This window comes from Lentzea sp. NPDC058450, from assembly GCF_042721395.1.
Lineage (GTDB): Bacteria > Actinomycetota > Actinomycetes > Mycobacteriales > Pseudonocardiaceae > Lentzea.
Genome location: NZ_JBHXLO010000003.1, coordinates 183115 through 206383, shown reverse-complemented (window position 1 = coordinate 206383; position 23269 = coordinate 183115). Strand labels below are relative to the sequence as shown.

Annotated in this window: 18 protein-coding genes; 9 read left to right on the top strand and 9 right to left on the bottom strand. The window is 69.6% G+C overall.

The window, feature by feature from the left end; genetic code table 11:
* Positions 1–34 precede the first annotated feature (34 nt).
* Both ACFWNN_RS07260 and rho read left to right on the top strand, forming a co-directional pair.
* Positions 35–5026: an NACHT domain-containing protein gene (locus ACFWNN_RS07260; protein ID WP_382438997.1), complete on the top strand. Its 4992-nt coding sequence runs from the start codon at positions 35–37 to the stop codon at positions 5024–5026.
* A gap of 232 nt (positions 5027–5258) precedes the next feature.
* Complete coding sequence (rho, locus tag ACFWNN_RS07255; RefSeq protein ID WP_382438996.1) at positions 5259–6284, top strand: transcription termination factor Rho; 1026 nt, start codon at positions 5259–5261, stop codon at positions 6282–6284.
* Here the strand turns inward: rho and ACFWNN_RS07250 are convergent.
* Complete coding sequence (locus tag ACFWNN_RS07250) at positions 6265–7749, bottom strand: APC family permease (RefSeq protein WP_382438995.1); 1485 nt, start codon at positions 7747–7749, stop codon at positions 6265–6267. The genes rho and ACFWNN_RS07250 overlap by 20 nt on opposite strands.
* A gap of 93 nt (positions 7750–7842) precedes the next feature.
* Here ACFWNN_RS07250 and ACFWNN_RS07245 point away from each other — a divergent pair, with 93 nt between their 5' ends.
* Together ACFWNN_RS07245 and ACFWNN_RS07240 are read left to right on the top strand one after the other, a co-directional pair.
* Complete coding sequence (locus ACFWNN_RS07245) at positions 7843–8976, top strand: Glu/Leu/Phe/Val dehydrogenase dimerization domain-containing protein (protein WP_382438994.1); 1134 nt, start codon at positions 7843–7845, stop codon at positions 8974–8976.
* A gap of 11 nt (positions 8977–8987) precedes the next feature.
* A complete protein-coding gene (locus ACFWNN_RS07240) occupies positions 8988–9404 on the top strand; it encodes an SRPBCC family protein (RefSeq protein WP_382438993.1) in 417 nt (138 codons plus the stop codon).
* Between the two features lie 3 nt (positions 9405–9407).
* Here the strand turns inward: ACFWNN_RS07240 and ACFWNN_RS07235 are convergent, their stop codons facing one another.
* From ACFWNN_RS07235 to ACFWNN_RS07220, 4 genes are all read right to left on the bottom strand, one after another.
* Positions 9408–11798 (bottom strand): ATP-binding cassette domain-containing protein, encoded by a 2391-nt coding sequence (locus ACFWNN_RS07235; RefSeq protein ID WP_382438992.1) that lies wholly within the window; start codon positions 11796–11798, stop codon positions 9408–9410.
* A 51-nt stretch (positions 11799–11849) separates the two neighbouring features.
* Entirely contained in the window at positions 11850–12566 is a 717-nt protein-coding gene (locus ACFWNN_RS07230; RefSeq protein ID WP_382438991.1) for a GNAT family N-acetyltransferase, read from the bottom strand.
* A 1-nt stretch (position 12567) separates the two neighbouring features.
* Positions 12568–13122: an EF-hand domain-containing protein gene (locus ACFWNN_RS07225; protein WP_382438990.1), complete on the bottom strand. Its 555-nt coding sequence runs from the start codon at positions 13120–13122 to the stop codon at positions 12568–12570.
* 74 nt (positions 13123–13196) lie between these two features.
* Positions 13197–15260: a hypothetical protein gene (locus ACFWNN_RS07220; RefSeq protein ID WP_382438989.1), complete on the bottom strand. Its 2064-nt coding sequence runs from the start codon at positions 15258–15260 to the stop codon at positions 13197–13199.
* A gap of 262 nt (positions 15261–15522) precedes the next feature.
* On the opposite strand from ACFWNN_RS07220, the gene ACFWNN_RS07215 reads away from it, so the two are divergent.
* Complete coding sequence (locus ACFWNN_RS07215) at positions 15523–16302, top strand: hypothetical protein (RefSeq protein ID WP_382438988.1); 780 nt, start codon at positions 15523–15525, stop codon at positions 16300–16302.
* Here ACFWNN_RS07215 and ACFWNN_RS07210 read toward each other — a convergent pair.
* On the bottom strand, positions 16250–17215 hold the full coding sequence (locus tag ACFWNN_RS07210) for a LysR family transcriptional regulator (protein ID WP_382438987.1): 966 nt from the start codon (positions 17213–17215) through the stop codon (positions 16250–16252). The genes ACFWNN_RS07215 and ACFWNN_RS07210 overlap by 53 nt on opposite strands.
* Before the next feature lie 108 nt (positions 17216–17323).
* On the opposite strand from ACFWNN_RS07210, the gene ACFWNN_RS07205 reads away from it, so the two are divergent.
* Positions 17324–18013 carry a phosphotransferase gene (locus tag ACFWNN_RS07205; RefSeq protein WP_382438986.1) on the top strand — a complete coding sequence of 230 codons (690 nt, stop codon included), beginning with the start codon at positions 17324–17326 and terminating at the stop codon, positions 18011–18013.
* Between the two features lie 37 nt (positions 18014–18050).
* Positions 18051–18587, top strand: coding sequence for a hypothetical protein (locus ACFWNN_RS07200; RefSeq protein WP_382438985.1), 537 nt, complete (start codon positions 18051–18053; stop codon positions 18585–18587).
* On the opposite strand, the gene ACFWNN_RS07195 is transcribed toward ACFWNN_RS07200, so the two are convergent.
* The 3 genes from ACFWNN_RS07195 to ACFWNN_RS07185 all read right to left on the bottom strand — a co-directional run bounded on the left by ACFWNN_RS07195 (position 18565) and on the right by ACFWNN_RS07185 (position 20888).
* Positions 18565–18759 (bottom strand): PspC domain-containing protein, encoded by a 195-nt coding sequence (locus ACFWNN_RS07195; RefSeq protein ID WP_093588499.1) that lies wholly within the window; start codon positions 18757–18759, stop codon positions 18565–18567. The genes ACFWNN_RS07200 and ACFWNN_RS07195 overlap by 23 nt on opposite strands.
* Positions 18760–18881: 122 nt before the next feature.
* Complete coding sequence (locus ACFWNN_RS07190) at positions 18882–19484, bottom strand: TetR/AcrR family transcriptional regulator (protein ID WP_382438984.1); 603 nt, start codon at positions 19482–19484, stop codon at positions 18882–18884.
* A gap of 27 nt (positions 19485–19511) precedes the next feature.
* Positions 19512–20888 (bottom strand): class I adenylate-forming enzyme family protein, encoded by a 1377-nt coding sequence (locus tag ACFWNN_RS07185; RefSeq protein ID WP_382438983.1) that lies wholly within the window; start codon positions 20886–20888, stop codon positions 19512–19514.
* Positions 20889–20925: 37 nt separating this feature from the next.
* On the opposite strand from ACFWNN_RS07185, the gene lnt reads away from it, so the two are divergent.
* Both lnt and ACFWNN_RS07175 read left to right on the top strand, forming a co-directional pair.
* The gene (lnt, locus tag ACFWNN_RS07180; protein WP_382438982.1) at positions 20926–22473 is read left to right on the top strand and encodes an apolipoprotein N-acyltransferase; all 1548 of its coding nucleotides are present in this window, start codon (positions 20926–20928) and stop codon (positions 22471–22473) included.
* Positions 22457–23224, top strand: a complete 768-nt coding sequence (locus ACFWNN_RS07175; RefSeq protein ID WP_382438981.1) for a polyprenol monophosphomannose synthase — start codon at positions 22457–22459, stop codon at positions 23222–23224. Before lnt ends, ACFWNN_RS07175 begins: the two co-directional genes overlap by 17 nt.
* Positions 23225–23269 lie beyond the last annotated feature (45 nt).

The window sequence follows — 23269 nt, the reverse complement described above, 5'->3', positions numbered from 1 at the left end:
GAAACGACCCTGCGCGGCGTGGGACCATCCCCGGATGGCGCGTGACGACCAGGGGTTCAGCACCGGCGACGTCACGGGCTCGGTGTTCCAGGCCCAGCACATGCACGGCGACGTGCACGTGCACCAGGGCAGGTCGCCAAGGCCTGTTTTCGACCCACCGCCGACGTGGGACGAGGCGCCCGAACCGCCACCGGAGATCCAGTCGTTGCTGTGGGCGCAGCTCCACGCCGCGCACGAGACCCCGTACCGCCTGCCGGGCGCCCGCAAACCGTCGCTGGACACGGTCTACGTGCGCCAGGACCTCGGCAACGCCGTGGACGAACCCGAGACCCCGCGCCACGGCCCCGTCCTGGACGACGACGGCAGGCTGATCGAGACGCCGGCCCGCCCGGCCGTGCGCATCACCGTCCGCCCGCCGTCCCGCGCGATGAGCACCGCCCTGGACGCCGACGACCACCTGGTCGTCACCGGCGGCCCCGGCCTCGGCAAGTCCACCCTGACCCTGCGCCTCGCCGCCGACATAGCCCGCCACTGGAAGACCCGCGCGGACACCGCCCCGCTGGCCGAACCGGTCGTCCCGCTGCGGATCACCGCCCGAGCCCTCGCCGCCCGCCTCGACCTCCCGTTCGCCGAGGCCCTGGCCGACAGCGCCGCCGCCGAGTACGGCCCACTCCTGCGCTCGTCCGTCGACCCCGACCTCTTCACCACCCGCCCGGTCGGCTGCCGCTGGCTCCTGCTGGTCGACGGCCTGGACGAGGTCTCCGACGCGGACCAACGCCTCCGCCTGGTCAACGCCCTCGCGGCCTGGGCCTCCGACGACGCCTACCGCCTCCTCCTCACCACCCGCCCCACCGAAGGCGGCGCGCTGGCCTCCCTGCACCGCATCAGCGCCGTCCGCTACGAGATCCAGCCCTTCGACGCCCTGGCCCTGCGCCGCTTCGCCGCCAACTGGTTCCCGGAAGACGACGCTCAGCGCTTTCTCCGCGAGATCCGCGAGGCCCACCTGGACGAACTCCTCCAGGTCCCGCTCCTCGCCACGATCGCGGCCATCATCTACGCCGAGTACACCGCAGAACCGTTGCCCGGCAACCAGTACTCCCTCTACGACACCTACCTGGCCCACATCCGCCGCGACCAACCAGACCGCTTCAAGCGCGAGGCCCTCCTCGAACACCTGGCGCGCGTCCGCCTGGAAACCGAACTCCCACTTTTGCCCGCTGCCCGCGCGTGGGTGGGCGGCACCGTGTGGCCGGAGGAACTGACCGACTACCTGCTCTCCGCGGGCCCGTTCATCCTGCGCGGCGACGACCTCCAGTTCCTGCACCAGAGCTTCGCCGAACACCTGGCCGCCACCTCCCGTGCCCGCGAACTCCCCGACGAGTTCTGCCCGGAGGCCTTCGCCGACCTCCTGCACGCGGCCGAGGCCCGCGAGTCGGGCCGCTTCGCCCGAGCAGTCCTCCTCCACCACACCCGCCTGCATCCGGCCGAAGCTGACCGCCTCCTGTCCTGGCTGCACCAGGGCGATGCCTCCCAACACCTCCTGGCAGCCCGCCTGCTGGCCCACCACCTACCGGCCTCACCCGAGGCGTTCCTCGCCACGGTCCGCGGTTGGGCGATGACCACGCACCTCGACGCGCCCGAGATCCTCGCCGAGACCACTCGGGCCACCCGATACCCCGGTTTGGTTCGGTGGCTCACCGACTTGATGAACGAACGCGCCGCCCCGATGCAATCGCGGGCCGAGTGCGCCACCGCGCTGACGATCCGGATTCGAGGGCCGCACAGCGCGCACGCGACCACCTTCCTGCGGTATGTGGTCGACGCGCCAAAGGCGTTGGTGAGTGACCGGCTCAAGGCCGCGGAAGCGCTTGCGCAGTGCGGAACTCCCGAACGCGACGCCGCGGAGCGCGGCCTGCGCGAGGTGCTCATCGATCCGAACGCCGACGACTCGTCGCTGCGAGTTGCCGCAGTGGTGCTGGCGGCGTTCGAGGGGGACGCACGCAAGTTCGCGACGGACACGCTCATCCGCGTTCTGTCCGATGAGGACTCACGGCCGGGTCACATCACCGAAGCGGCAACGGGTCTGGTGGAGATCAGTCCCGAGTTCGCCGACTTCTGCGCTCACCACCTCCTGGTCGTCCTGCGCGGAGAGGAAGGAACCGCGCACTGCTGGGACAGTGCGGCGCTCGCGTTGGCCTCGATCAGCCACGCGCACCTCGACCAGGCGGCTGCCGCGCTCACCGCCCGCATCACCGATCGCCGGCTGTCCGCGCGAGGACAGGTCAGGGCGGCGAGGGCGTTGAGCGAACTGGGACCACAGCACCGCCGCGCCGCTGGTCGGTTGATCGCCACGATGGCGGCGGACGCGGCACGCGCGATCGACCGGTCGATCCTGCTCGGGCACCTGGTGACCCATCAGCCGGAACGCGACACGGCACTGGCCGGGCTGCGGGCGATGCTGTCCGAACGACACCAGAACTGGAACAACATCACCCGAGCGGCAGCGGCGTTGGGCGGCGTCGGGCCCGCGTACCGGAACGAGGCGGCGGAGGCCCTGCTGGGATCGAGACCGCCACGGGGTTCGCACGACCAGGTCACCGTCCTGGACGAAGTGGTCCGGCTCGGGGAACCGCACCGGGCACGCGCGCTCCGGGAGCTTCGCGATCTGATCCACGACTCCGCGGTGGCTGCCGAGGTGCGATGCCGCGCCGCGAACACCCTCATCAGGTCCGGGCCGGACTTCCACCCCGAGGCCGTCGCGCTGCTGTGGCAGATCACGTCCGAGGAACCTCAGGCGTTCTACGGACTCGCGCGCACCGGCGCGGGTGAAGAGGCGCTCACCGTGTTGCTGAAGGACGCCCAGTCGGAGGATTCCGACGCGATGCACGTCCTGGCTACGACGGTGACGCACGGCGAGCGGGCAGACGAAGCAGTCGAGGTCATGCGGACGGCTGTCCGCGACAGCAGCCGCTCGATGCGCACTCGCATCACCGCTGCCAGCGGGCTCAGCGCACTGTCCGGCCGGTTCGACCGCAAGTCCGCCGCCGAACTGAGCCGGATGATCACCGGCGAGCCGATGATCACCGACTTCGTCTACGCCGTGACCTACCACTCCAGCAGCGGCCCCGGACCTCGTGGGGAACTCGCCCGCGCACTCCTCATCGTGCTTGCCGACGAGCGCACCTCCTCCGAACGCAGGTGGAGCGCGGTGCAAGCGTTGCAGGTTCTGGGCCACGGCGGAGAGCCGGAGACGCTGGCAGCGGCGCGGCGCCTGGCGGAGTTTCCCGGCGCTCATCCCGAGCACCGCGCGCTGGCGGCGGCTCATCTCGCATCCTGGGCGCCCGAACACCTCGCACTCGCGGCGGGTCTGGTCGCGTCTGCCGCGAAGTACTTCACCGATGAGCGCCTGAATTCCCTTGTCGGCGACCTGCGTTCGTCCGATGTGGAACTGAGCGGGAGGTTCCGGGCCCAGTTGGCCACCGGCACGACGGCCATGAGCCAGCGCATCGCCGTGGCCACCGTGCTCGGGGAGGTGGACGAGCTGCGCCGGATCGCCCAGGACGAAACGGTGCGTTACAAGCCAAGAGAGTGGTCGTACGACGGTCTCGCGCTGACGGAGGCGATCGTTTTTCACCACGCGGTGCTGGACGACCCCGATGTTCCCGTCGAGGAGCGGGGTGAGGCGGCTCGTGCGCTGGCGCGGCTGGACAGGAGGACCTGGCTGTCGTCGATCGATGCCCTGTGGAGGCTGACGACGGACCCCGACATCACCTCGGAGGGGCGGGCGAAGACGTTGCGGTATCTGGACGTGCTTCTGCGCCCGCGCTCGGAACGGTTCAGACGGGCGGTGATCGAGGTTCTGCGAGGACCTGACGTTCTGGGGGAGTCGTGGCGCCCGCTCATCGGCACGTTGCGGCGATCGGTGCGCACCGATCTCGAACGCAGTCGTCTGCACATCCGGTCGATCTCCATCGAGGTCCGGGTGCCGACCGCCGACCTGTGGGACGACCTGCCGTTGCGCGACGAGGCGGTCGCGGAGATTCGAGATGTCATCGCCGGGCCCGAAACCACGCGACGGGAACGGATTCGGGCTGCGGTCGCTCTGTTCGGCGTGTCGTTCACCTTCCACGCCGAGGCTGTCGAGGTGCTCGAACGGCTGCCGGGTAGGGCGGCACGGAACGCGCTCGCGGGGATGGGTGAGGCCCAGTGGTGGCGGGTGCGCGACGAAGCGTTCGCGGCGGTGACGGACGTGAGTCTGCCGCGTCGGGTTCGCGGGGAGGCCGCCTGTGTGCTCGGCGATCTCAACGTCGACGTGCCGGGTGAGGTGTGGCTGAATCGGATCGACGGTCTTGCGGCCCGCGAGGACATTGATGCCCTGCGTCGCATTCGGGACACGGACGAGCTGGTGGCTGCGCGGGTGCGGGCGGCGGAGGTGCTGCGGACCTGCACTCGTGATGATCGGGTTGTCGGCATGGAGTTGCTTGCGCGGGTGGCGGAGGACGGTGTTGTCAGGCCTGCGTTGAGGGTGAGGTCGGTCGGGCATCTGCTGAAGTTCGGGGCGGCCGGGAGGAAGCGGGCGGCGGCGATCGCGCGGGCGATGATGGCCGATGAGGGGCTGCCCGTGCTGGTTCGGGCCAAGGCGGCCGTCGCTCTGCACCAGGCGGCTCGGACGGCTCGGCGGGAGGTGATGGCCACCCTGGCCGAGTTGGCGGCGTTGGCTGAGCCGTTGCGGCGGGTGGAGGTGTTGCGGCGGCTGGGGGCGTTGGATGCCGCTCGGGCCGTGGAGTTGTTGTGGGGCGTTGAGGGTGGGGCGGTGGTGCGGATGCGGGCTGCTCGGGTTGCGGTCGGGCTCAGGCACGACCAGCGGGAGTGGGCTTCTGGGGTGGCTCGGGCGGTGGCGTGGGATGAAGGGGTTGCTCGGCACGTCCGGCGGAACGCGGCTCGGGACTTGGCGTTGTGGAGTTCGTTGATGCGGGAGGACGCGAGGGGGCTGTTGGTCCGGTTGAGGGACGCGTGCTCGGAATAACAGGTGCGCGGTTGACGTTCTCTGCTATGGTTCGTTCATACCGGCGGTGTGCGGCATAGCGCACGTAGGACCGGATCAGCTGCTGGACCGTCAGAGATCCGCAGCCAAGACCCTCCAGTTTCTCACGCTGGCGGACCTGTATTTGAAGCGCTCTCCTCCACAACGGCCACTGAAGTGGGCCGAGGAGTCGATGAGGCGTACTTCACGCAACCCTCCTGAAAGGACAGTACCGATGGACATCGGTGTACTCGACGTACGTAACAACAAGGCGTTTCTCGTTGGCGGGGCTCAGGTTCCGCAGGCGCTCGTGAAGCAGTTCGACCTGCGGCGCGGCGACCGGATCAGCGGGGAGGCCGAGAACGACAGGCTCGTGAGCGTTGACACGGTCAACGGGCGCGCGCCGCACAAGAGGCCTCGGTTCGAGGACCTCACGCCGCTCTACCCCAACGAGAGGTTGTGGCTGGAGCACGATCCGGAAGAGTTGACCAGCCGGGCGATCGACCTGGTCATGCCGGTCGGCAAGGGGCAGCGGGCGCTGATCGTGGCGCCGCCCAAGGCGGGCAAGACCGTTGTGTTGCAACAGATCGCGCAGGCGATCGCGAAGAACAACCCCGAGGTGCATCTGATCGTGGCGCTCGTCGGCGAACGGCCCGAAGAGGTCACCGACATGCGCACGACGATCCCGGGGGAGATGTTCACCTCCACCTTCGACGAGCACCCCAACGAGCACATCCGGGTCGCCGAGCTGGCCGTCGAACGGGCCAAGCGGCTCGTCGAGGACGGCCAGGACGTGGTGATCCTGCTGGATTCGCTCACCCGGCTGGGGCGGGCCTACAACCTCGCGCAGCCCAACGGCGGCCGGATTCTCAGCGGCGGCATCGACGCGCGGGCGCTCACGCCGCCCAAGCAGTTCCTCGGAGCGGCGCGCAACATCGAGGACGGCGGCAGCCTGACGATCTTCGCCACCGCGCTGGTGGAGACCGGGTCGCTGGCCGACACGGCGATCTTCGAGGAGCTCAAGAGCACCGGCAACGCCGAGCTGAAGCTGGATCGCAAGGCCGCCCAGCGCCGGATCTACCCGGCGATCGACCTCACCCAGTCGAGCACGCGCAAGGCGGAGCTCATCACCTCCAAGCAGGAGATGACCATCATGGACGCGGTGCGCCGGGCCATGGCGGACCGGGACATCGACGTGATCGTCGAAGGCCTGCGCAAGACCCGGAGCAACGCGGAGTTCCTCATGCAGATGTCGAAGTGAGCTCCCGGTCGCGAGCCCGGGTCGGGGAACCCAGGGCGTAGAACAGGAAACCGATGCCGATCACGATCAGCAGCGGCACCACCTGCGAGAGCGTGTACTCGGTCCGCTGGCCCTCGAACGCCGACGGCAGCTCCAGCGGCCAGATCAGCACCACGACGGTGAACCCGACCAGCCCGGTCGTCAGAATCGTGATGAGCCAGGCGAAAGGCGCGCGGAACGGGCGGGAGACGTCCGGCGAGCGGTACCGCAGCACCAGCATCGACGGGAACGTCAGCAGGTAGCTGATGAACGTCGTGCAGATGACCAGCGCGAGACCGGCGGTGAAGTACTTCTCGGAGTCGCCACCGCTGAGGTTCAACGCTGTCACCAGAACCACGGACGCCAACACTCCCGAAAGGACGTTCACGTGGATCGGCGTGCCGTGCTTCTCCGAGAGCCGGCCCAGATACGCAGGACCGGAACCATCCGCACACGCCACGGCCTGCGCGCGGTGGGCGCCGATCGCCCACGACACACCCGACGTCAGCACGCCGACGATCAACCCGGCCGCGCACACGCTGCCCAGGACGGCGCCCGCGCCGGTCAGCGTCACGGTCCCGTCCGCGGCCACGGACCCGCCGTAGACGGTCAGCACCTGCTTGGCGGCGTCGATGAACCCGCCCAGTCCCTGGATCTGCGACGCGGGCACCACCAGCAGGATGCCGAGAATCGGGCCGCCGTAGAGGAAGAACGCCGACAGCCCCGCCCGCAGGATCGCGAACGGCACGGTGCGCTGCGGATCCGTCATCTCCTCGGTCGCGGTGGACGGCAGTTCGAACCCCACGTAGTTGAAGATCAGCACCGGCACCAGCACGACGAAACCCGACCAGGTCGGGATGAAGTCGGCCCCGGCCAACGGTTGCACGCCATACCGAACGGCGTAGACGACCACCGAGATCATGAAGAACCCCAGCAGGACGATGCGCGCGAACGCCCCCGCGATGGGCACCCACTTGCCGACGTGCAACGACGCCGCCACCGCGAGCACGCCGATCCAGATGAACGCCAGACCGGCGACGAGCTTGCCGGCCATCCCCAGCGGCAGGAAGAACGTCTCGAACGTCGTCACGGCGATGATCGCCAGCGTCCCGCCCATCCACAACGGGTTGGACAGCCAGTAGAGGACCTGGTTCACGCCGGCCGCGAGCCGCCCGTACGCGAGCTTCGTCCACACGTACGGCCCGCCCTCGACCGGGAACGCCGTGCCGAGCTCGGTGGTCAGGAAGCCGTACGGCAGGAAGAACACCACCGCCAGGATCACCATCCACACGAGCCCCTGGGGGCCGCTGGCGGCGACGCTGCCGATCGTGTCGAGCCCGACGAGGGTGCAGAGCAGGTAGAACGTCACGTCCGTGCGGCGGAGAGACTTGCGCAGGTGCGTGCGTTCGCTGAGCCAGTTTCCGCTGAGAGGCTGTACCTCGCTCACGGGCCCTCCAGATGGTTAACTGAGTCGCCAGTCAGTTATTCGGGACGGACCATGTGACCGCGGTCATACGCTGAAGTCAAGGGGGTGCGTTCGATGAGTTATCTCCAGGTCGCCTGGACCGACCCGGCCACGCAGGCGCGCGGCTACCTCGTGATCGACCGGCTGGTGCGCGGCGTCAGCAGCGGCGGTCTGCGCATGCGCGCCGGCTGCACGATGGACGAGGTGCGCGGTCTCGCCGAGGGGATGACCGCCAAGGAAGCCCTCAACTACGACCCGGACGCGAAGTACGTCCCGCTCGGCGGTGCCAAGGGCGGCATCGACTTCGACCCCTACGACCCGCGGGCGAAGGACGTCCTCACGGCGTACCTGAAAGCCATGTCCCCCTACATCGAACGCTTCTGGACGATGGGGGAGGACCTCGGGCTGCGGCAGTCCACGATCGACGAGGCCATCGCGAAGATCGGGCTCGAGTCGTCCATCCAGGCCGTCTACCCGTTGCTCGACGACGAGCAGAAGGCCCGCCAACGGCTGGCAGAGGCGTTCCAGGTGACGGAAGACGGCGTCAGCCTGGACGAGCTCGTCGGCGGCTACGGCGTCGCACAGGCCGCGCTCACCGCCGCCGAACACCTCCAGCTCACCGACCCCACGGCGTTCGTGCAGGGCTTCGGCTCGATGGGCGGCGCGACGGCCCGCTACCTCGCCCGGGCCGGGGTCAGGATCGTCGGACTCGCGGACGTCCACGGCGTCGTCGCGAACCCGGACGGCCTCGACGTCGAAACCCTGCTCCTCAGCAGGGACGCGCACGGCGCCATCGACCGCACGAAGCTCAGGCCGCAGGACGAGCAACGGGACCGCGACAGCTGGCTCACCACCGAAGCCGACGTCCTCGTCCCCGCCGCCACCAGCTACGCGATCACCGGGTCCAACGCGCACCAGGTCAACGCCAGGCTGATCGTCGAAGCCGCCAACATGCCGGTGACCGCCGAAGCCGAGGCCCGGATCGACGCGGTGATCATCCCGGACGTCGTCGCGAACTCCGCCACCAACTCCTGGTGGTGGTGGACCCTGTTCGGCGACATCGAGCCCACGGCCGAGTCGGCGTTCGAGAAGATCCGCACGAGCATGCGCGCGCTCACGACCAAGGTCCTCACCGAGGGCACCTCACCGCGTCAGGCCGCCAAGGACATCGCCGGGAAAGCGGTGCAGGAGATCGAAAAGCGGTTCTAGACTCCGGAAGCATGCCGGGCCTCAAGAACATCTCCACGATCGCGGCACCGCCCGACCAGGTCTGGGCGGTGCTCGCCGACGTCGAACGGTGGCCGGAACGCATCCCCACCGTCACCACCGCGGAACGCCTCGACGACGGCCCTCTGCGCGTCGGCGCCCGCACCCGCCTCAAACAGCCGAAGCTGTCCGAGGCGGTGTGGACGGTCACCGAGCTCGTCGAGAACAGATCGTTCACGTGGGAGTCGAAGTCGCCCGGCGTGAAGATCACGGCCGAGCACCTCGTCGAACCGCACGAGAACGGCACCCGGCTCACCCTCAGCCTGCTGCTGACCGGACCGCTGGCCGGCTTCGGCTGGCTGCTCACCAGGTCGATGACCAGGCGTTACGTGGCCGCCGAGGCCGCCTCCATCAAGAAGGCGGCCGAGTAGGCGTCAGCGCTTCTTGCGACGGGCCGGCGCGCCCACGTAGTCGGCCAGGTGCTCGCCGGTCAGCGTCGAGCGCTTGGCCACGAGGTCCGCGGGCGTGCCCTCGAACACGACCTTGCCGCCGTCGTGACCGGCGCCCGGCCCGAGGTCGATGATCCAGTCGGCGTGCGCCATGACGGCCTGGTGGTGCTCGATCACGATCACCGACTTGCCCGCCTCGACGAGCCGGTCGAGCAGCCCGAGGAGCTGTTCGACGTCCGCGAGGTGCAGGCCGGTCGTCGGCTCGTCCAGCACGTAGACGCCGCCCTTGTCGGCCATGTGCGTGGCGAGCTTCAGGCGTTGCCGCTCGCCGCCGGACAGCGTCGTCAGCGGCTGGCCCAGCGACAGGTAGCCGAGGCCGACGTCCTTCAGCCGCGCCAGAATCGCGTGCGCGGCGGGAGTGCGAGCCTCGCCCTCACCGAAGAACTCCACGGCCTCCGCGACCGGCATCGCGAGCACCTCGGAGATGTCGCGGCCGCCGAACTTGAACTCCAGCACGGCCTGGTCGAACCGCTTGCCCTCGCAGACGTCGCACGGCGACTCGATCGTCGCCATGATCCCGAGGTCGGTGAACACCACCCCGGCGCCGTTGCAGTTCGGGCAGGCGCCCTCGGAGTTCGCGCTGAACAGCGCGGGCTTCACGCCGTTGGCCTTGGCGAACGCCTTGCGGATCGGCTCCAGCAGACCGGTGTAGGTCGCCGGGTTCGACCGGCGCGACCCCTTGATCGGCGTCTGGTCGACCACGATCGCGCCCGAGTCGCGCGGCAGCGACTGGTGGATCAACGACGACTTGCCCGACCCCGCCACGCCCGTGACGACGGTCAGCACGCCCAGGGGCACGTCCACGTCGACGTCGCGCAGGTTGTTCGCCGAAGCGCCGCGGATCTCCAGCACGCCGGTCTTCTCGCGCACCGACGACTTCAGCGACGCCCGGTCGTCCAGGTGCCGCCCGGTCACGGTGTCGGACTTGCGCAGCCCCTCCAGGGACCCCTCGAAGCAGATCGTCCCGCCACCCCGTCCGGCACCGGGACCGAGGTCGACGATGTGGTCCGCGATCGCGATCGTCTCCGGCTTGTGCTCGACGACGAGGACCGTGTTCCCCTTGTCCCGCAGGCGGAGCAGCAGGTTGTTCATCCGCTCGATGTCGTGCGGGTGCAGCCCGATCGTGGGCTCGTCGAACACGTACGTCACGTCGGTGAGCGCCGACCCGAGGTGCCGGATCATCTTCACGCGCTGCGCCTCGCCACCGGACAACGTGCCCGCCGGCCGGTTCAGCGAGAGGTACCCGAGACCGATCTCCACGAACGAGTCCAGCGTGTGCGCGAGCTTGTCGACCAACGGCGCCACGGACTTGTCCTTCACCCCGCGGATCCAGTCCGCGAGGTCGGTGATCTGCATGTCGCACACGTCGGCGATCGACACGCCCTTGATCTTGGACGATCGCGCCGCCTCGGTCAGCCGCGTGCCGGCGCAGTCGGGGCAGGTGCCGAACGTCGCCGCGCGGTCCACGAACGCCCGGATGTGCGGCTGCAGCGCCTCGCGGTCCTTCGACAGCATCGACTTCTGCAGCTTCGGGATCAGGCCCTCGTAGGTCAGGTTGATGCCGTTGACCTTGATCTTGATCGGGTCCCGGTAGAGGAAGTCGTGCAGTTCCTTCTTGGTGTACTTGCGGATCGGCTTGGCCGGGTCGATGAACCCGGACTGCGCGAACGTCTGCACGGTCCACTGGTTGTCGACGTTGTAGCCGGGGACCTTGATCGCGCCTTCGAGGATCGACTTCGACTCGTCGTAGACCTCGGTCAGGTCGATGTCGGACACCTGCCCGCGGCCCTCGCAGCGGGGGCACATGCCGCCGGTGATGGAGAACTCGCGGCGCTCCTTGACCTTCTGGCCGCCCTTCTCGATCGTCACGGCGCCCGCGCCGGAGATTGAGGCGACGTTGAACGAGAACGCCTGCGGGCCGCCGATGTGCGGCGCGCCGAGGCGGCTGAACAGGATGCGCAGCATCGCGTTCACGTCGGTCGCGGTGCCGACGGTGGACCGCGGGTCGGCGCCCATCCGCTGCTGGTCGACCAGGATCGCCGTGGTGATGCCCTCCAGCAGGTACACCTCGGGACGCGGCAGGGTGGGCATGAAGCCCTGGATGAACGCGCTGTAGGTCTCGTTGATCAGCCGCTGCGACTCCGCCGCGATCGTGCCGAACACCAGCGAGCTCTTGCCCGAACCGGAGACACCGGTGAAGACGGTCAGCCGCCGCTTCGGGATCTCCACGTCGACGTCGCGGAGGTTGTTCACGCGCGCGCCCTGCACGCGGATCAGATCATGGGTGTCCGCGTCGTGCGGCGCCGTCCTGGTCATGGCGCAAAACTAACTCGCGCGCCCGTCCCGTGCTTCTTGATTCGTGATTGGTCATCCACGAATTCGATAGTGGTAGGTGCACACCTCGCGGAACCCCGTCCGTTCGTACAGCCGGAACGCCGTGGTGTTCGCCTTCTCCATCTGCAGGTACATGTGGTTCGCCTCGCGCGCGGCCGCCCAGCTCGCCAAAGCGGCGAGCACGGACCGTGCGGCGCCTTGGCCTCGTGCGTGCGGGAGCGTCGCCATGCCGAACACACCGGCCCAGCCCTCCTCGGCCACCGCGCGTCCGACGGCCACGACCTGGCCGTCGACCTCGGCGTACGCGTAGGCGGACGGGTGCTCGACGCGGCTGAGCAGGTCCCGTTCGGCGCTGACGTCGCGCGTGGTCACCGCCTGCCACGCCGCGAGCCACTCGTCGGTCGGCCGGACCGTCACCTCGCCCGCGTCCGAGTGGGACTGCCGCAGCACGTCCGCGGTCGACGCGATCTGCAACGACATGTCATGACCCCGGGTGTAACCCCTGGTGTGGAGCGTCTGGTCGAGATCCTCCGCGCACACGCCCGGCGTGATCTGGAACCGCGCGCCGGAGCCGCGTTCGGCGCAGAACTCCTCGGCCTGCTCGACCCGGTCCTCGCGGTCGTGCGGCAGCACCGCGCTCACCCACCAGGCGTCACCGGGGGAGTGCCGCAGCCACCAGCCGCCCGCCTCCTGCACGTGCGCGGCGGGCTGGGCGCGGGCCGCGTGCTCCTGCAGCGTCCTGAGCAGCACGTCAGTCCAACGACCCCAGCAGCCAGTTGCCCGCCTCGGCGGGATCCTCGGAGAAGTAGTACTCCCGGATCGCCGCCAGCAAGGCCTGTGTGGACAGCAGACCGTCCTCGTCGGACAGCAGGTCGTGGATGCCGCGCGCATCCGCCTCGGACAGGCCCATCAGCGCGCCGGTCCACGCCACGTGCTCCTCCACCGTCAGCCTGCCGTCACCGTCCTCGTCCGCGACGGCCATCAAGGCGTCGAGGAACGGCACGTACCCCTCGTCGAACGACTCCGGCGTCTCCAGCAGGCCGTTCGCGAACGCCTTCTTGTACTCGTCGACGCTGATCCGCCCGTCGCCGTCGGTGTCGGCGACCGAGGCCAGGTGCTCCCACAGCCCGAGCAGCATCCCGTGGAACCGCGCGGCTTTCGGGTCGTCGGCTGTCAGCCCGAACGCCTTGGTGGTGCGCTCACCGGCCTGGGTGAAGTCCTCCCGCTCGATGAACCCGTCGCCGTCGGTGTCGTAGGTCCGGAACCGGCGGGCGAGCTTGCGGTCGAGGAAGGCGGTGATCTCCACACGACCCTTCTACCGCATCCGGCTCCGAAACGACACGCCTGGGTTCACGTTGTGAACGGGCGTTCTCGCGGTGTTCAGCGACGGCCCAGACCGGACAAAGCGCTGGCCACGACCACCATGCCGATCATCCCGACCACCGCGGCGATGCCGCCGGCGGCAGGTTTCGAAACCTGTTCCACGTGAGCGACGGGCTGCGGAGGCAGTGGTTCCGCCGGTGGCGGCGAGGACGGTTGCACGACGGGCGGCGGCGGGGCGGACAGCGACTCGACGCGCACCAGGGCGCTCTCGCTGATGGCCACGTCGGTGCCGGCGCCGGACACCGTCAGCCGTGAGTTCAGCGGGGCCGTGGCGAGGCACGTGTAGGTGACGCGCTGCCGTGGTTCCAGCGCGTCGAACGTGCGGCGGCACGCGGCCGGCTCGCCCTCGACGCGGACGTCGGCGATCCGCGCGTCCGACGGGTTGCCGACCGTGACGGTGACCGTGACCTCCTCGCCGTCGCGGGCGCGGTCCTTCGACCAGGCCGCGCTGATCGTCAGCCGTGGGTAGATGACCTTGACCTGCACCGACGCCGTCGCCTCGACCTTGCCGCCGATCCGGTCGGCGGCGGTGACGGTCGCGGTCAGCGGGCCGCTCTCGTCCCCGGCCGCCGCGGTGCAGTCCACCGTGGACGAGGCGCCGGGGTCGAGCTGACCCTGCATGGGGTTACAGGGCTGACCCGCTTTCGCGGTGAGGCCGAAGAGCGGGGTGTCGCCGGTGTTCGTGACGGTCGTCGTGAACGTGACCTGCTGGCCCGGTAGCGCGGTCATCGGTTCGGTGGCGGTGGTCGCGCGCAACGCCGGGTGCAGCACGTCCACGGTGTACGCCTTCTGCATCGTCAGCTGGTCGCCCGCGAGGCTCGCGCCCCTGACCTCGACGTTCGCCGGGTAGTCGTCGTCAGCGGCCGTGGACGTGCAGGTCTGCGTGACGGTGGCGCGCGGGGCGAGCGTGCCGACCGGCTTGCCGCACACCGTCACGTCGGCGGCGGGCGCGTCACCGGCGTTCGTGACGGTCGCGGTCTGCGTGACGGTCTCCTTGGCGTGCGCGGCCGGTTTGTCGGGGGTGACGGCCAGGGTGAGTTCCGGCAGCGGGAACGACCAGGCGATGCTCTGCACCAGGAACGCGTCGTCGGCGCGTTTGAACCCCAGCTCGGCGCTTCTCGTGCCGGGCTTGAGGACGTTCTCGCCGATGGTCGCGGTGTACGCGTCGACGCTCATGTTGTTGGGGTGCGCGGCTCCCTGCGCGAACGACGTGAACGCGTTGCGCCCGCCGACCTGCTGGCCGTTGACCAGCATCTGGTCGCCGTCGGTCGCCCAGTCGCCCTCGTACGCCGTTATCCCCATGCGGATGACTCCACCTGTGGGGTGTGTCGGCGCGATGGGCGTGGCGAGCAGCGGCTTCTGGGTGGGGAGGCGGACGTGGCCGCCGTGCACCGCCACGTGCCGCCGGGCGGGCGCGGCGGCGGTGGCGTTCGGGAACTTCCACACGACCGTGAGCGACCAGCCGCCGAAGCAGTCGAGACCCTGCGGCGCCCAGACGTTGCCGACCGTCACGGTGCCGCTCGTCAGTGCGCGGGTGACGTCGGCTTCGGCGCTGTAGAAGGCGTTGTCGGTGTGCGTCAGGTCGCCCGGCGCGTCGATCGCGAACGTGCCGGGGGAGACCTTGGTGCCGTTGAACGTGACGGGGTCACGTGGGGTGCCGGGTGGGGTCACGCCGTCGCGGCAGGTGGCGCTGCCGGCCCAGCCGAGCTTGGCGTAGGCGATGGTCGCGCCGTCCGGGATGGTGAGCCGGGCGGTCGACGAGTTGTACGTCGCCGGATCGGTGTCGGCGTCGAGCCACGACATGCGGTGGCCGTTGTTGAGCGCGGACGGCCCGGAACCCTTGCGGTCCAACGCGTCCACACAGGACTGCGGCGGGTACTTCGGATGCGGCCCCGCCTGCTCGGCCGTCGGGCAGGTCAGGACGGAGTTGCCCACGACCGCGACGTCCCCGTACACCGCCTCGTCGAACTGGGTGTGCCACACCTCGGCCGCGGCGACCGGCGGCCCCGGGGTGAGCAGTGGAACCAGCAGCACGACGGCGATGAGGATCGGGACACGCATGCCACGCCTTCCGGTCGGGGTCGGCACAGGTTGGCACGCTCGCGGGTGCTTGTCACCGCATGGAGATCACGCCGTCCTCACTCTCCGTTCAAGTCCGTCGTGTTCGGTTCTCTCTTTCGTGTCAACGACTTCAGGACACGCCCTCCGATGTGGACTTGCCGTGAGCATGATCAACGCCCCGTTGCTCTTGATGGGCGGGGAAGAGTGCCGGGAAGCGTGGTGTCTGTGGTCAAACGGTGCCCGCTGTGGGGAGATGGAGTCCATGTGGAACGGCGTTGTCATCGTGCTCGCGTCGGTGGTCGTCACGGCGGTCGCCTTCCTGCTGTTCGGGCGTGCGCGCGCCCACGAGCAGGCCGACGACAGGGACGCCGACTCGCGCGGCTTCCTCGGCGCGGTGATCAGCGGCCTGTTCATCGTGGCGCTGGCGTTCTACATGGTGATCGTCTGGGAGGAGGGTGGCGCCGCCGAGGACAACGCCGCGAAGGAGGCCGCCGCCGTCGCCGACGTCTACTGGCAGACCGCCGTCATGCCGCAGCCCCAGCGGGACCAGATCCGCTCGCTGCTCACCGAGTACCCGAAACTGGTGGCGGACAGGGAATGGCCGAAGCTCGCCGTGGGCGAGTCCGACGACGCCACCACCACGGCCCTGAACTCGCTGCACACCGAGGTCCTGGCCCTGCCGTCCACACCGGACCAGGTGAAGAGCGCACGCGAACGGTCCCTGGAACGCCTGCGCGAGGTCACCGACCTGCGGCGCGACCGCCTGGACTCCGCGAGCGGCCTCGACAACACCGGCCGGATCATGCTGATCGGCACGATCGCGGGCGCCGTCGCGATGATCCTGTTCCCGCTGCTGATCGGGTTCACCGCCCGCAAGCGGCACATCCTGCAGATGTGCCTGACCTCGGCGGTGCTCGCGTTCGTCTGCGTGCTGTGCGTGGGCATGACGCAGCCGTTCGACGGGTGGTTCCGGGTGGAGCCGGAGTCGTTCACGGGCCTGTCGGAGGAGCTGGCCGGGATCCCGATCGACGAGAACCGCTGACCGGCGCCCGGTCCGGCAGCCACTGGGATCGCGGGTCGACCGGGCGGTGGCGCGCCTGGACGTGGGCGACGAGCAGCGGGATCGCCGGGTGCCGGTTGGCCGCGTGCCACAGCAGCGACCACGGGTAGACGGGTGTGGGACCGGTGACGGACACCTGGACCACGCCGGGGTGCACGGGGAACTGCCGCGTGGTCCCGAACGTGACCAGGTCGGCGGAGGCTGCGATCTCGTCCATGACGTGCTCGCCGCCGAACACCGGGCCGGACGTGTCGATCACGACGCCGAACTCGGCGCCGAGGCGGCGGTAGTAGTCCGCCCACTCGCTCTCGCCGCCGCAGCCCGGCATCCACGCGGTCGTCGCGGCCAGCTCCGCCATCGGCACCGACCGGCGCCGGGCCAGCCGGTGCCGGCGGCCGACCAGGATCGGGATCGGCTCCAGGCAGGCCGGGACGCACTCGATCCCGGCGGGGAGCGCGCCCGTGACGCGGCCGAACGCCACGTCCACCGATCCGTCGGCGAGCGCGGTGTGGCGGTCGGTGTCGCCGCGCGAGACGACGATGTCCACGTCCACGTCGCCGGCCTCGTAGAACGCCCTGACCAGGTCCATCGGCGCCGCGACGCGGGCGAGCACGTCGATGCGCAGCGGCCGGCGGCGCGCGCGGAGCATCGAGGTGGCCTGGTCGGCGAGACCGATCAACGCCCGTGCGTGCGGGAGGAACGCCGAGCCGTCCTCGGTCAGCGCGGCTCCGGTGCGCGACCGGGTCAGCAGTGTGACGTCCAGATCGGACTCCAGCCTGGCGATCCGCTTCGACACGGCCTGCTGGGTCATGCCCAGGCGGTCGGCCGCCTCGGTGAAGTGGCCGTCGTCGACCACCGCCAGAAAGGCCCGGACAGCACCGAGGTCCAGCTCCACGCACAACTCCTGGTTGTTCGTCCACGCGTGTCGGTTGTTGGACAGCGGCTCGTGGATCTCGATCTCATGAGCGCGCAGACGACCTTAGGACAACCAGGAGGAGTTCGAGTGACGAGCGTGGAGATCCCGTTGACGGGCGGCCGGATCACCGAGGGAGTGGTCCGCGTCGGGGACACCGTTCGCCGGCCGCTCGGCCCGCACTCGCCGTTCGTGCACCGGCTGCTGCGGCACCTCGACGACGTCGACGCGGCGCCGAAGCTGCTCGGCATCGACGACCGGGGACGCGAGATCCTCAGCTTCCAGCCCGGCGAGACCCGCTCCGACTTCCGGCCCAGGGACTGGTCCCGCGACCAGATCGCCGCCGCCGCCCGGCTGGTGCGCCGGCTGCACGACGCGACCGCCGGCACGCCGCTCGCCCAGGGCGAGGAGACCGTGTGCCACAACGACTTCTCGCCGCTCAACGTGACGTTCGTCGACGGGCTGCCGTCGGCGGCGTTCGACTTCGACCAGGCCGCGCCCGGACCTCGCGCACGAGATCTCGCCTACGCCGCCTGGCTGTGGCTGCTCGGCGCCGAGATCGTCCACGACCTCGACCACCAGCTCGGACTCGTGCGCGTCCTGCTCGACGAGTACGGCCTGGAGGACCGCCGGGACTTCGGGCAACGCGTCGTCGCGAGAGTCGAGGCCGAACGCGACTTCCACGCCCGGGCCGGGCGCGTTCTCGGCCCCGGCTCGTGGCTGGCCAGGGAGATCGTCTGGTTGAGGGAGCGCGCTCACACCCTCGACCGAGCCGGATGAGATGATCTCAACAGGACGGAGCTCGGGGGAGAAGCACGTGTGGGGACTTAGGAGCGCGGCGCACAAGCTCGTCGACGCGTCGGGGTTCGGCTGGAAGCACCTCGAAGACCGCAGCGAGTCGAGCGCCGCCATGGTCACGGCCTACGTGGCCGCCCAGCGGTCGGCGCCCGACGACGTGCTGCCCACGGTCGCGCGGGTCGCGGAGAAGCTGCTCGCCGACGACGCCCACCGCCCTCTGGTGGCGGAGTTGGTCGAGGACTTCCAGAACCTCGCCTCGCACGGGCTGGAGCAGATCCGCACCGCGCAGGAGATCCGCATGGCCCTCGGGCCGCGCACCCTCGACGTGTGGGACGAGGTCGAGCGGTTCTGGACGGACGTCGCGCGGTGGCGGCGCGGCACCGGAGAGCCGATGCGGCACAACGCCGACGTCCTGTCCGTCGAGAACGAGGCCCTGCGGACTCAGCTGTGGACGTCGAACAGGAGCCTCGGCGACGGCACCCGCGTGGGGCTGCCCGAGGCCGTCCTGTTCGAGAAGACCGGCGGCGAGCCGATCAGTAGCCGCGGTCGGGCATGATCACCCAGAGCACGATGTAGACGACGAACTGCGGTCCGGGCAGAAGGCAGGACAGCAGGAACAGAAGGCGCACGGTGCCCGCCTTCATGCCCCAGCGCTGGGCGAGCCCCGCGCAGACACCCGCGATCATCCGGTTGGTCCTGGGCCTGCTCAATGCGACTGTCGTGGTCATGCATCAAGGATGCCCAGTTCAGGGTGTTTCCAGCATCGGGGACCAACCCTGGTTCGACCCCGATGATCGACGTCACCCGAAACCGGGGATCTCCCGTTCAACAGAACGGGCACCGGAAACGTCTAGACGGACGCGGTCGACAGCTGGTCGACGAACCGCAGGCAGGTCGTGCGCATCGTGTCGACCGTCATCGCCTTCGACCCCGCCAGCACCTGCAGCGCGAGCCCGTCGAGCATGCTGACCATCATGTTCGCCAGTTCCAGCGGGTCGCCGGACGTGACGAGGTCACCGGACGCCTGACCGTCGCGGAAGATGCTCGCCACGATGTCGCGCCACTCGCCGTAGAAGCGCTCGTTGAGCTCCTGCAGCTCCGGGCTGCGGATCGCCTCGACCCACAGCTCGGCCCAGACCTTCCACGCCTCCACGGTCTCCGCGCCCTCGGGCAGGTACGACTCGACCACCATGCGCAGGCGCGACAGCGGCGGCTCGTCGGACTCGAGGATCCAGCGACGGCGGCGCACCGAGATCTCGAAGCAGTGCTCGAACGCGGCGTCGGTGAGCTCGCGCTTGGTCTCGAAGTAGTAGTGCACGGTCCCGCCGGACACGCCAGCGTCCTTGGCCACGTCGGAGACCCGGAGATGGCGGAAGCCCTCGGCCGCGATCACCTTGCAGGTGGACGCGAGGATCTGCGCCTTGCGTTCGGCTTCCACGCTTGGACGGGGCATCCGTCACCTCCTGGGTTTGACCGAACCTTACCGAAACAGGGAACGAAGCTTGCGCTTGTCGACCTTTCCCACCTTCGTCAGGGGCAACCGGTCCACGACCGTGACCCCTCTGGGCTGGTACAGCTCACCCAGTTCGGCCACGACCGAAGCACGAATCCTGTCGACATCGACATCCGGTCCTTCGGAGACCAGGAAAACGTGCACGACCTCGCCCAACGCCTCGTCCGGCTGGGCGACCGCCGCGGCCTGCCTGATGCCGGGCAGCGTCACCAGGAAGTCGTCGAGCAGGCGGGAGTAGACGTTGTCGGACGTCCGGCCGGTGACGATGACGTCCTTGCTGCGGTCGTTGAGGTACAGGTAGCCGTCGTCGTCGAAGTGGCCCATGTCGCCGGTGTTGAACCAGCCATCGGCCGTTTCGGCGAGCGGCCGTTCACCCCAATAGCCCTCCATGACCGACGGGCCGCGCACCCACACGTCACCGTCGCGCGTCTCCACCTCCATCACCGGATTCGCCTTGCCGACCGTCCGCAACGTGTCGGGCTTGGCGAAGTCGATGTCGGCGGGAGGCATCATCGCGATGGCCATCGCCTCGGTCATGCCGTAGCCCTGGTTGATCACCGGGCCCCACTTCTCGATCGCCTGCCGCAGCCGCTTCGGGGCGAGCGCGGAGCCGCCGACGATGACGACGCCGAACTGCGGGCCGGGGCAGTCCGGGTGGTCGAGGACCTCGTACAGCATCGGCGGCACGAAGAACGTCGCGTTGATCTGCTCCTCGCGGATCAGTCGCACGCACGTGTCCGCGTCGAACGCCGACGGGCCGAGCACGAGCTTCGACCCGGTCATGAGCGCGAGCCGGCACCCGCCCGAGCCGCTGCCGTGGGTGATGAGCGTGTTGCACAGGAGGTTCAGAGGCGGCGTGTTCGCGCGGTCCGTCCAACGGTTGTCACTGCGGTGCACGGCGAGCTTGGGCAGGCCGGTCGTGCCGCCGGTGTACATGACGGTGGTGAAGTCCGGCGCGGCCGGGCGTTCGGCCGGCTCGCCGGGGAGGTCGTTCAGGTCCCAGCCGTCGAGCCGGTCGCTGAACGCCGGGTCGACCACGACACCCTTGACCTCGGCGTGGTCGATCAACGCCTTCAGTTCGCCGGTCCCCGGCTCCGGCGGCACGTAGACGAGCCGGGCGCCCAGCAGGTGCACGGCGACGGTGAGCAGGACTGCCTCGGGGGTGTTGCCGACGAACGCCGCCACGCCGTCGCCGGGGCCGACGCCGCGCCGAACGAGTCCGTCGGCGAGCCGGAACAGCAGGTCACGGGCTTGCGCGCGGGTGAGTCTGGTGTCGCCGCCGATCAGTGCTTCGCGTTCGTCGTCTGTGGACAGTTGCTTCAACACGAGATCGACGTAGGTCATACGTTCTGTGTACTCCTGGGCCTCGTACGCTGATCGGGTGGTCGCACCCCCCATCACGCCGGAATCGCCGGAATTGCCCGCGCGCAGGCGAAAACTGAGCGTGCCGGTCCTCACCCGGACGGCACTCGCCCTCGCCGGCGGTGTGCTGATCTACCTGAGCTTTCCGCCGCGTCCGCTGTGGTTCCTGGCGCCGGTCGGCTTCGCGGTCCTCGCGCATGTGATTTATGACAAGCGTGCGCGCGCCGGATTCGGGTACGGGCTGGTGTTCGGGCTCGGGTTCATGGTGCCGCTGCTGCGGTGGACCGGGGAGTTCGTCGGCCTGATCGCGTGGCTGCCGCTGGCGCTCGTGTGCGCGTTGATGATCTCGCTCGGCACGGCCGCGATGGCGTTCATCTCCCGCGTGCCGGGGTGGCCGCTGTGGGCCGCGTGCCTGTGGGTGGCGGACGAGTGGGTGCGCGGGCTGGTGCCGTTCGGCGGGTTCACCTGGGGCAAGATCGCGTTCGGGCAGCCGGAGGGGTGGTTCCTGCCGCTCGCGTCGCTGGGCGGGGCGCCGCTGCTGACGTTCGGCGTGGTGCTGACCGGGTTCGGGCTGTTCTGGCTGCTCAGGAACTGGAAGCTCGGCCTGCCGCTGCTCGCCGTGCCGCTGGTGACCGGGCTGGTGCTGCCGGTGGGGGTGGACGCGTCCGCCGGGACCGTCACGGTCGCCGCGATCCAGGGCAACGTGCCGCGCGCCGGGCTCGACTTCAACTCCCAGCGCCGCGCGGTGCTCGACAACCACGTCAACCGGACGATCGAGCTCGCGAACGACGTCGCGGCGGGGAAGCAGAAGCAGCCCGACGTCGTCATCTGGCCGGAGAACTCGTCCGACATCGACCCGTTCCGCAACCCCGACGCCGCCGCGCGGATCGACCAGGCCGCGAAGGCGATCAAGGCGCCGATCGCGGTGGGCGCCGTCGTGGTCGACAAGAACGACGGGCTGCCGCGCAACCAGGTGGTGCTCTGGGACCCGGAGAAGGGCCCGACGGACACCTACACCAAGCGCAAGCTCCAGCCGTTCGGCGAGACGATGCCGATGCGCTCGTTCTTCCGGCTCTTCTCGTCCACGGTCGACCGGGCCGGGGTGTTCCAGCCGGGCACCGACCCCGAGGGTTTCGTCATGGGACCCGCGAAGGTCGCGATTGACACTTGTTACGAAGTGGCGTTCGACTCAGTGGTCCGCGACACGGTGACGGCGGGCGCGACGATCATCGCGATCCCGACGAACAACGCCACGTTCGGCTACACGGAGATGACCTACCAGCAGCTTTCCATGTCCAGGGTGAGGGCCGTGGAGCACGGGCGGGCGGTGGTCGTGGCGGCCACCTCGGGGGTCAGCGCCCTGGTCTCGCCTGACGGTTCCGTCACTCAGAAGACTGGGCTTTTCGAGCCTGGTGCCCTGGTCGCGACACTGCCGCTGCGGTCACAGACTACGCTGGCGACTTGGCTAGGAGCCTGGCCCGAGTGGGTGATTGCCGCTGCGGGCCTCGTGGCGTTGGCGCCGGGCTTCACCCGACGACGGAAGGACTCGAATGGCGCGGCAGCCTGACCAGGAACTCGGGCAGGTGCTGGTGGTGATCCCGACCTACAACGAGCGGGACAACATCGGAAAGATCGTCAAGAGGCTGCACACGGCGTTGCCCGAGGTGCACGTCCTCGTGGTCGACGACGGCAGCCCCGATGGCACCGGCCAGCTCGCCGACGAGATGGCGGCCGCGGACGACCGGGTCCACGTGATGCACCGCACCGAGAAGGCCGGTCTGGGCGCCGCGTACGTCGCGGGCTTCCAGTGGGCGCTCGACCGCAACTACGGCGTCATCTGCGAGATGGACGCCGACGGCTCGCACGCGCCGGAGCAGCTGCACCGGCTGCTCGACGCGCTGCCGCAGGCCGACCTCGTGCTCGGCTCGCGCTGGGTACCGGGCGGCGAGGTCGTGAACTGGCCCGCGCAGCGCAAGTTCCTGTCGCTGGGCGGTTCGCTCTACTCGCGGCTGGCGCTGGGCGCGAACGTGCGCGACATGACGGGCGGCTTCCGGGCGTTCCGCGCGGACACCCTGCGCAAGCTCAACCTCGCGTCGGTGGCGTCGGCCGGGTACTGCTTCCAGATCGACCTGCTGTGGCGCACGATCGAGCTGGGCTTCCGGGTCCGCGAGGTGCCGATCACGTTCCTCGAGCGCGAGTTCGGCGAGTCGAAGATGAGCGGCAATATCGTCCGCGAGGCGCTCATCCGGGTGACGAAGTGGGGCCTGCGCCGCCGGGGCAACCAGGTGAAGGCGCTGTTCTCCGGCAAGAAGAAGTAGCGGCGTTTCGCGTGTCCGGCGGTTGCGAGCGCGACCGCCGGACCG

Excerpts from the sequence above, each read along its gene's own strand:
- ACFWNN_RS07185 (WP_382438983.1), bottom strand. The coding sequence starts at position 20,888 with ATGACCTACGTCGATCTCGTGTTGAAGCAACTGTCCACAGACGACGAA.
- rho (WP_382438996.1), top strand. The coding sequence starts at position 5,259 with ATGGACATCGGTGTACTCGACGTACGTAACAACAAGGCGTTTCTCGTT.
- ACFWNN_RS07190 (WP_382438984.1), bottom strand. The coding sequence starts at position 19,484 with ATGCCCCGTCCAAGCGTGGAAGCCGAACGCAAGGCGCAGATCCTCGCG.
- ACFWNN_RS07240 (WP_382438993.1), top strand. The coding sequence starts at position 8,988 with ATGCCGGGCCTCAAGAACATCTCCACGATCGCGGCACCGCCCGACCAG.
- ACFWNN_RS07195 (WP_093588499.1), bottom strand. The coding sequence starts at position 18,759 with ATGACCACGACAGTCGCATTGAGCAGGCCCAGGACCAACCGGATGATC.
- ACFWNN_RS07235 (WP_382438992.1), bottom strand. The coding sequence starts at position 11,798 with ATGACCAGGACGGCGCCGCACGACGCGGACACCCATGATCTGATCCGC.
- ACFWNN_RS07260 (WP_382438997.1), top strand. The coding sequence starts at position 35 with ATGGCGCGTGACGACCAGGGGTTCAGCACCGGCGACGTCACGGGCTCG.
- ACFWNN_RS07220 (WP_382438989.1), bottom strand. The coding sequence starts at position 15,260 with ATGCGTGTCCCGATCCTCATCGCCGTCGTGCTGCTGGTTCCACTGCTC.
- ACFWNN_RS07175 (WP_382438981.1), top strand. The coding sequence starts at position 22,457 with ATGGCGCGGCAGCCTGACCAGGAACTCGGGCAGGTGCTGGTGGTGATC.
- ACFWNN_RS07215 (WP_382438988.1), top strand. The coding sequence starts at position 15,523 with ATGTGGAACGGCGTTGTCATCGTGCTCGCGTCGGTGGTCGTCACGGCG.
- ACFWNN_RS07245 (WP_382438994.1), top strand. The coding sequence starts at position 7,843 with ATGAGTTATCTCCAGGTCGCCTGGACCGACCCGGCCACGCAGGCGCGC.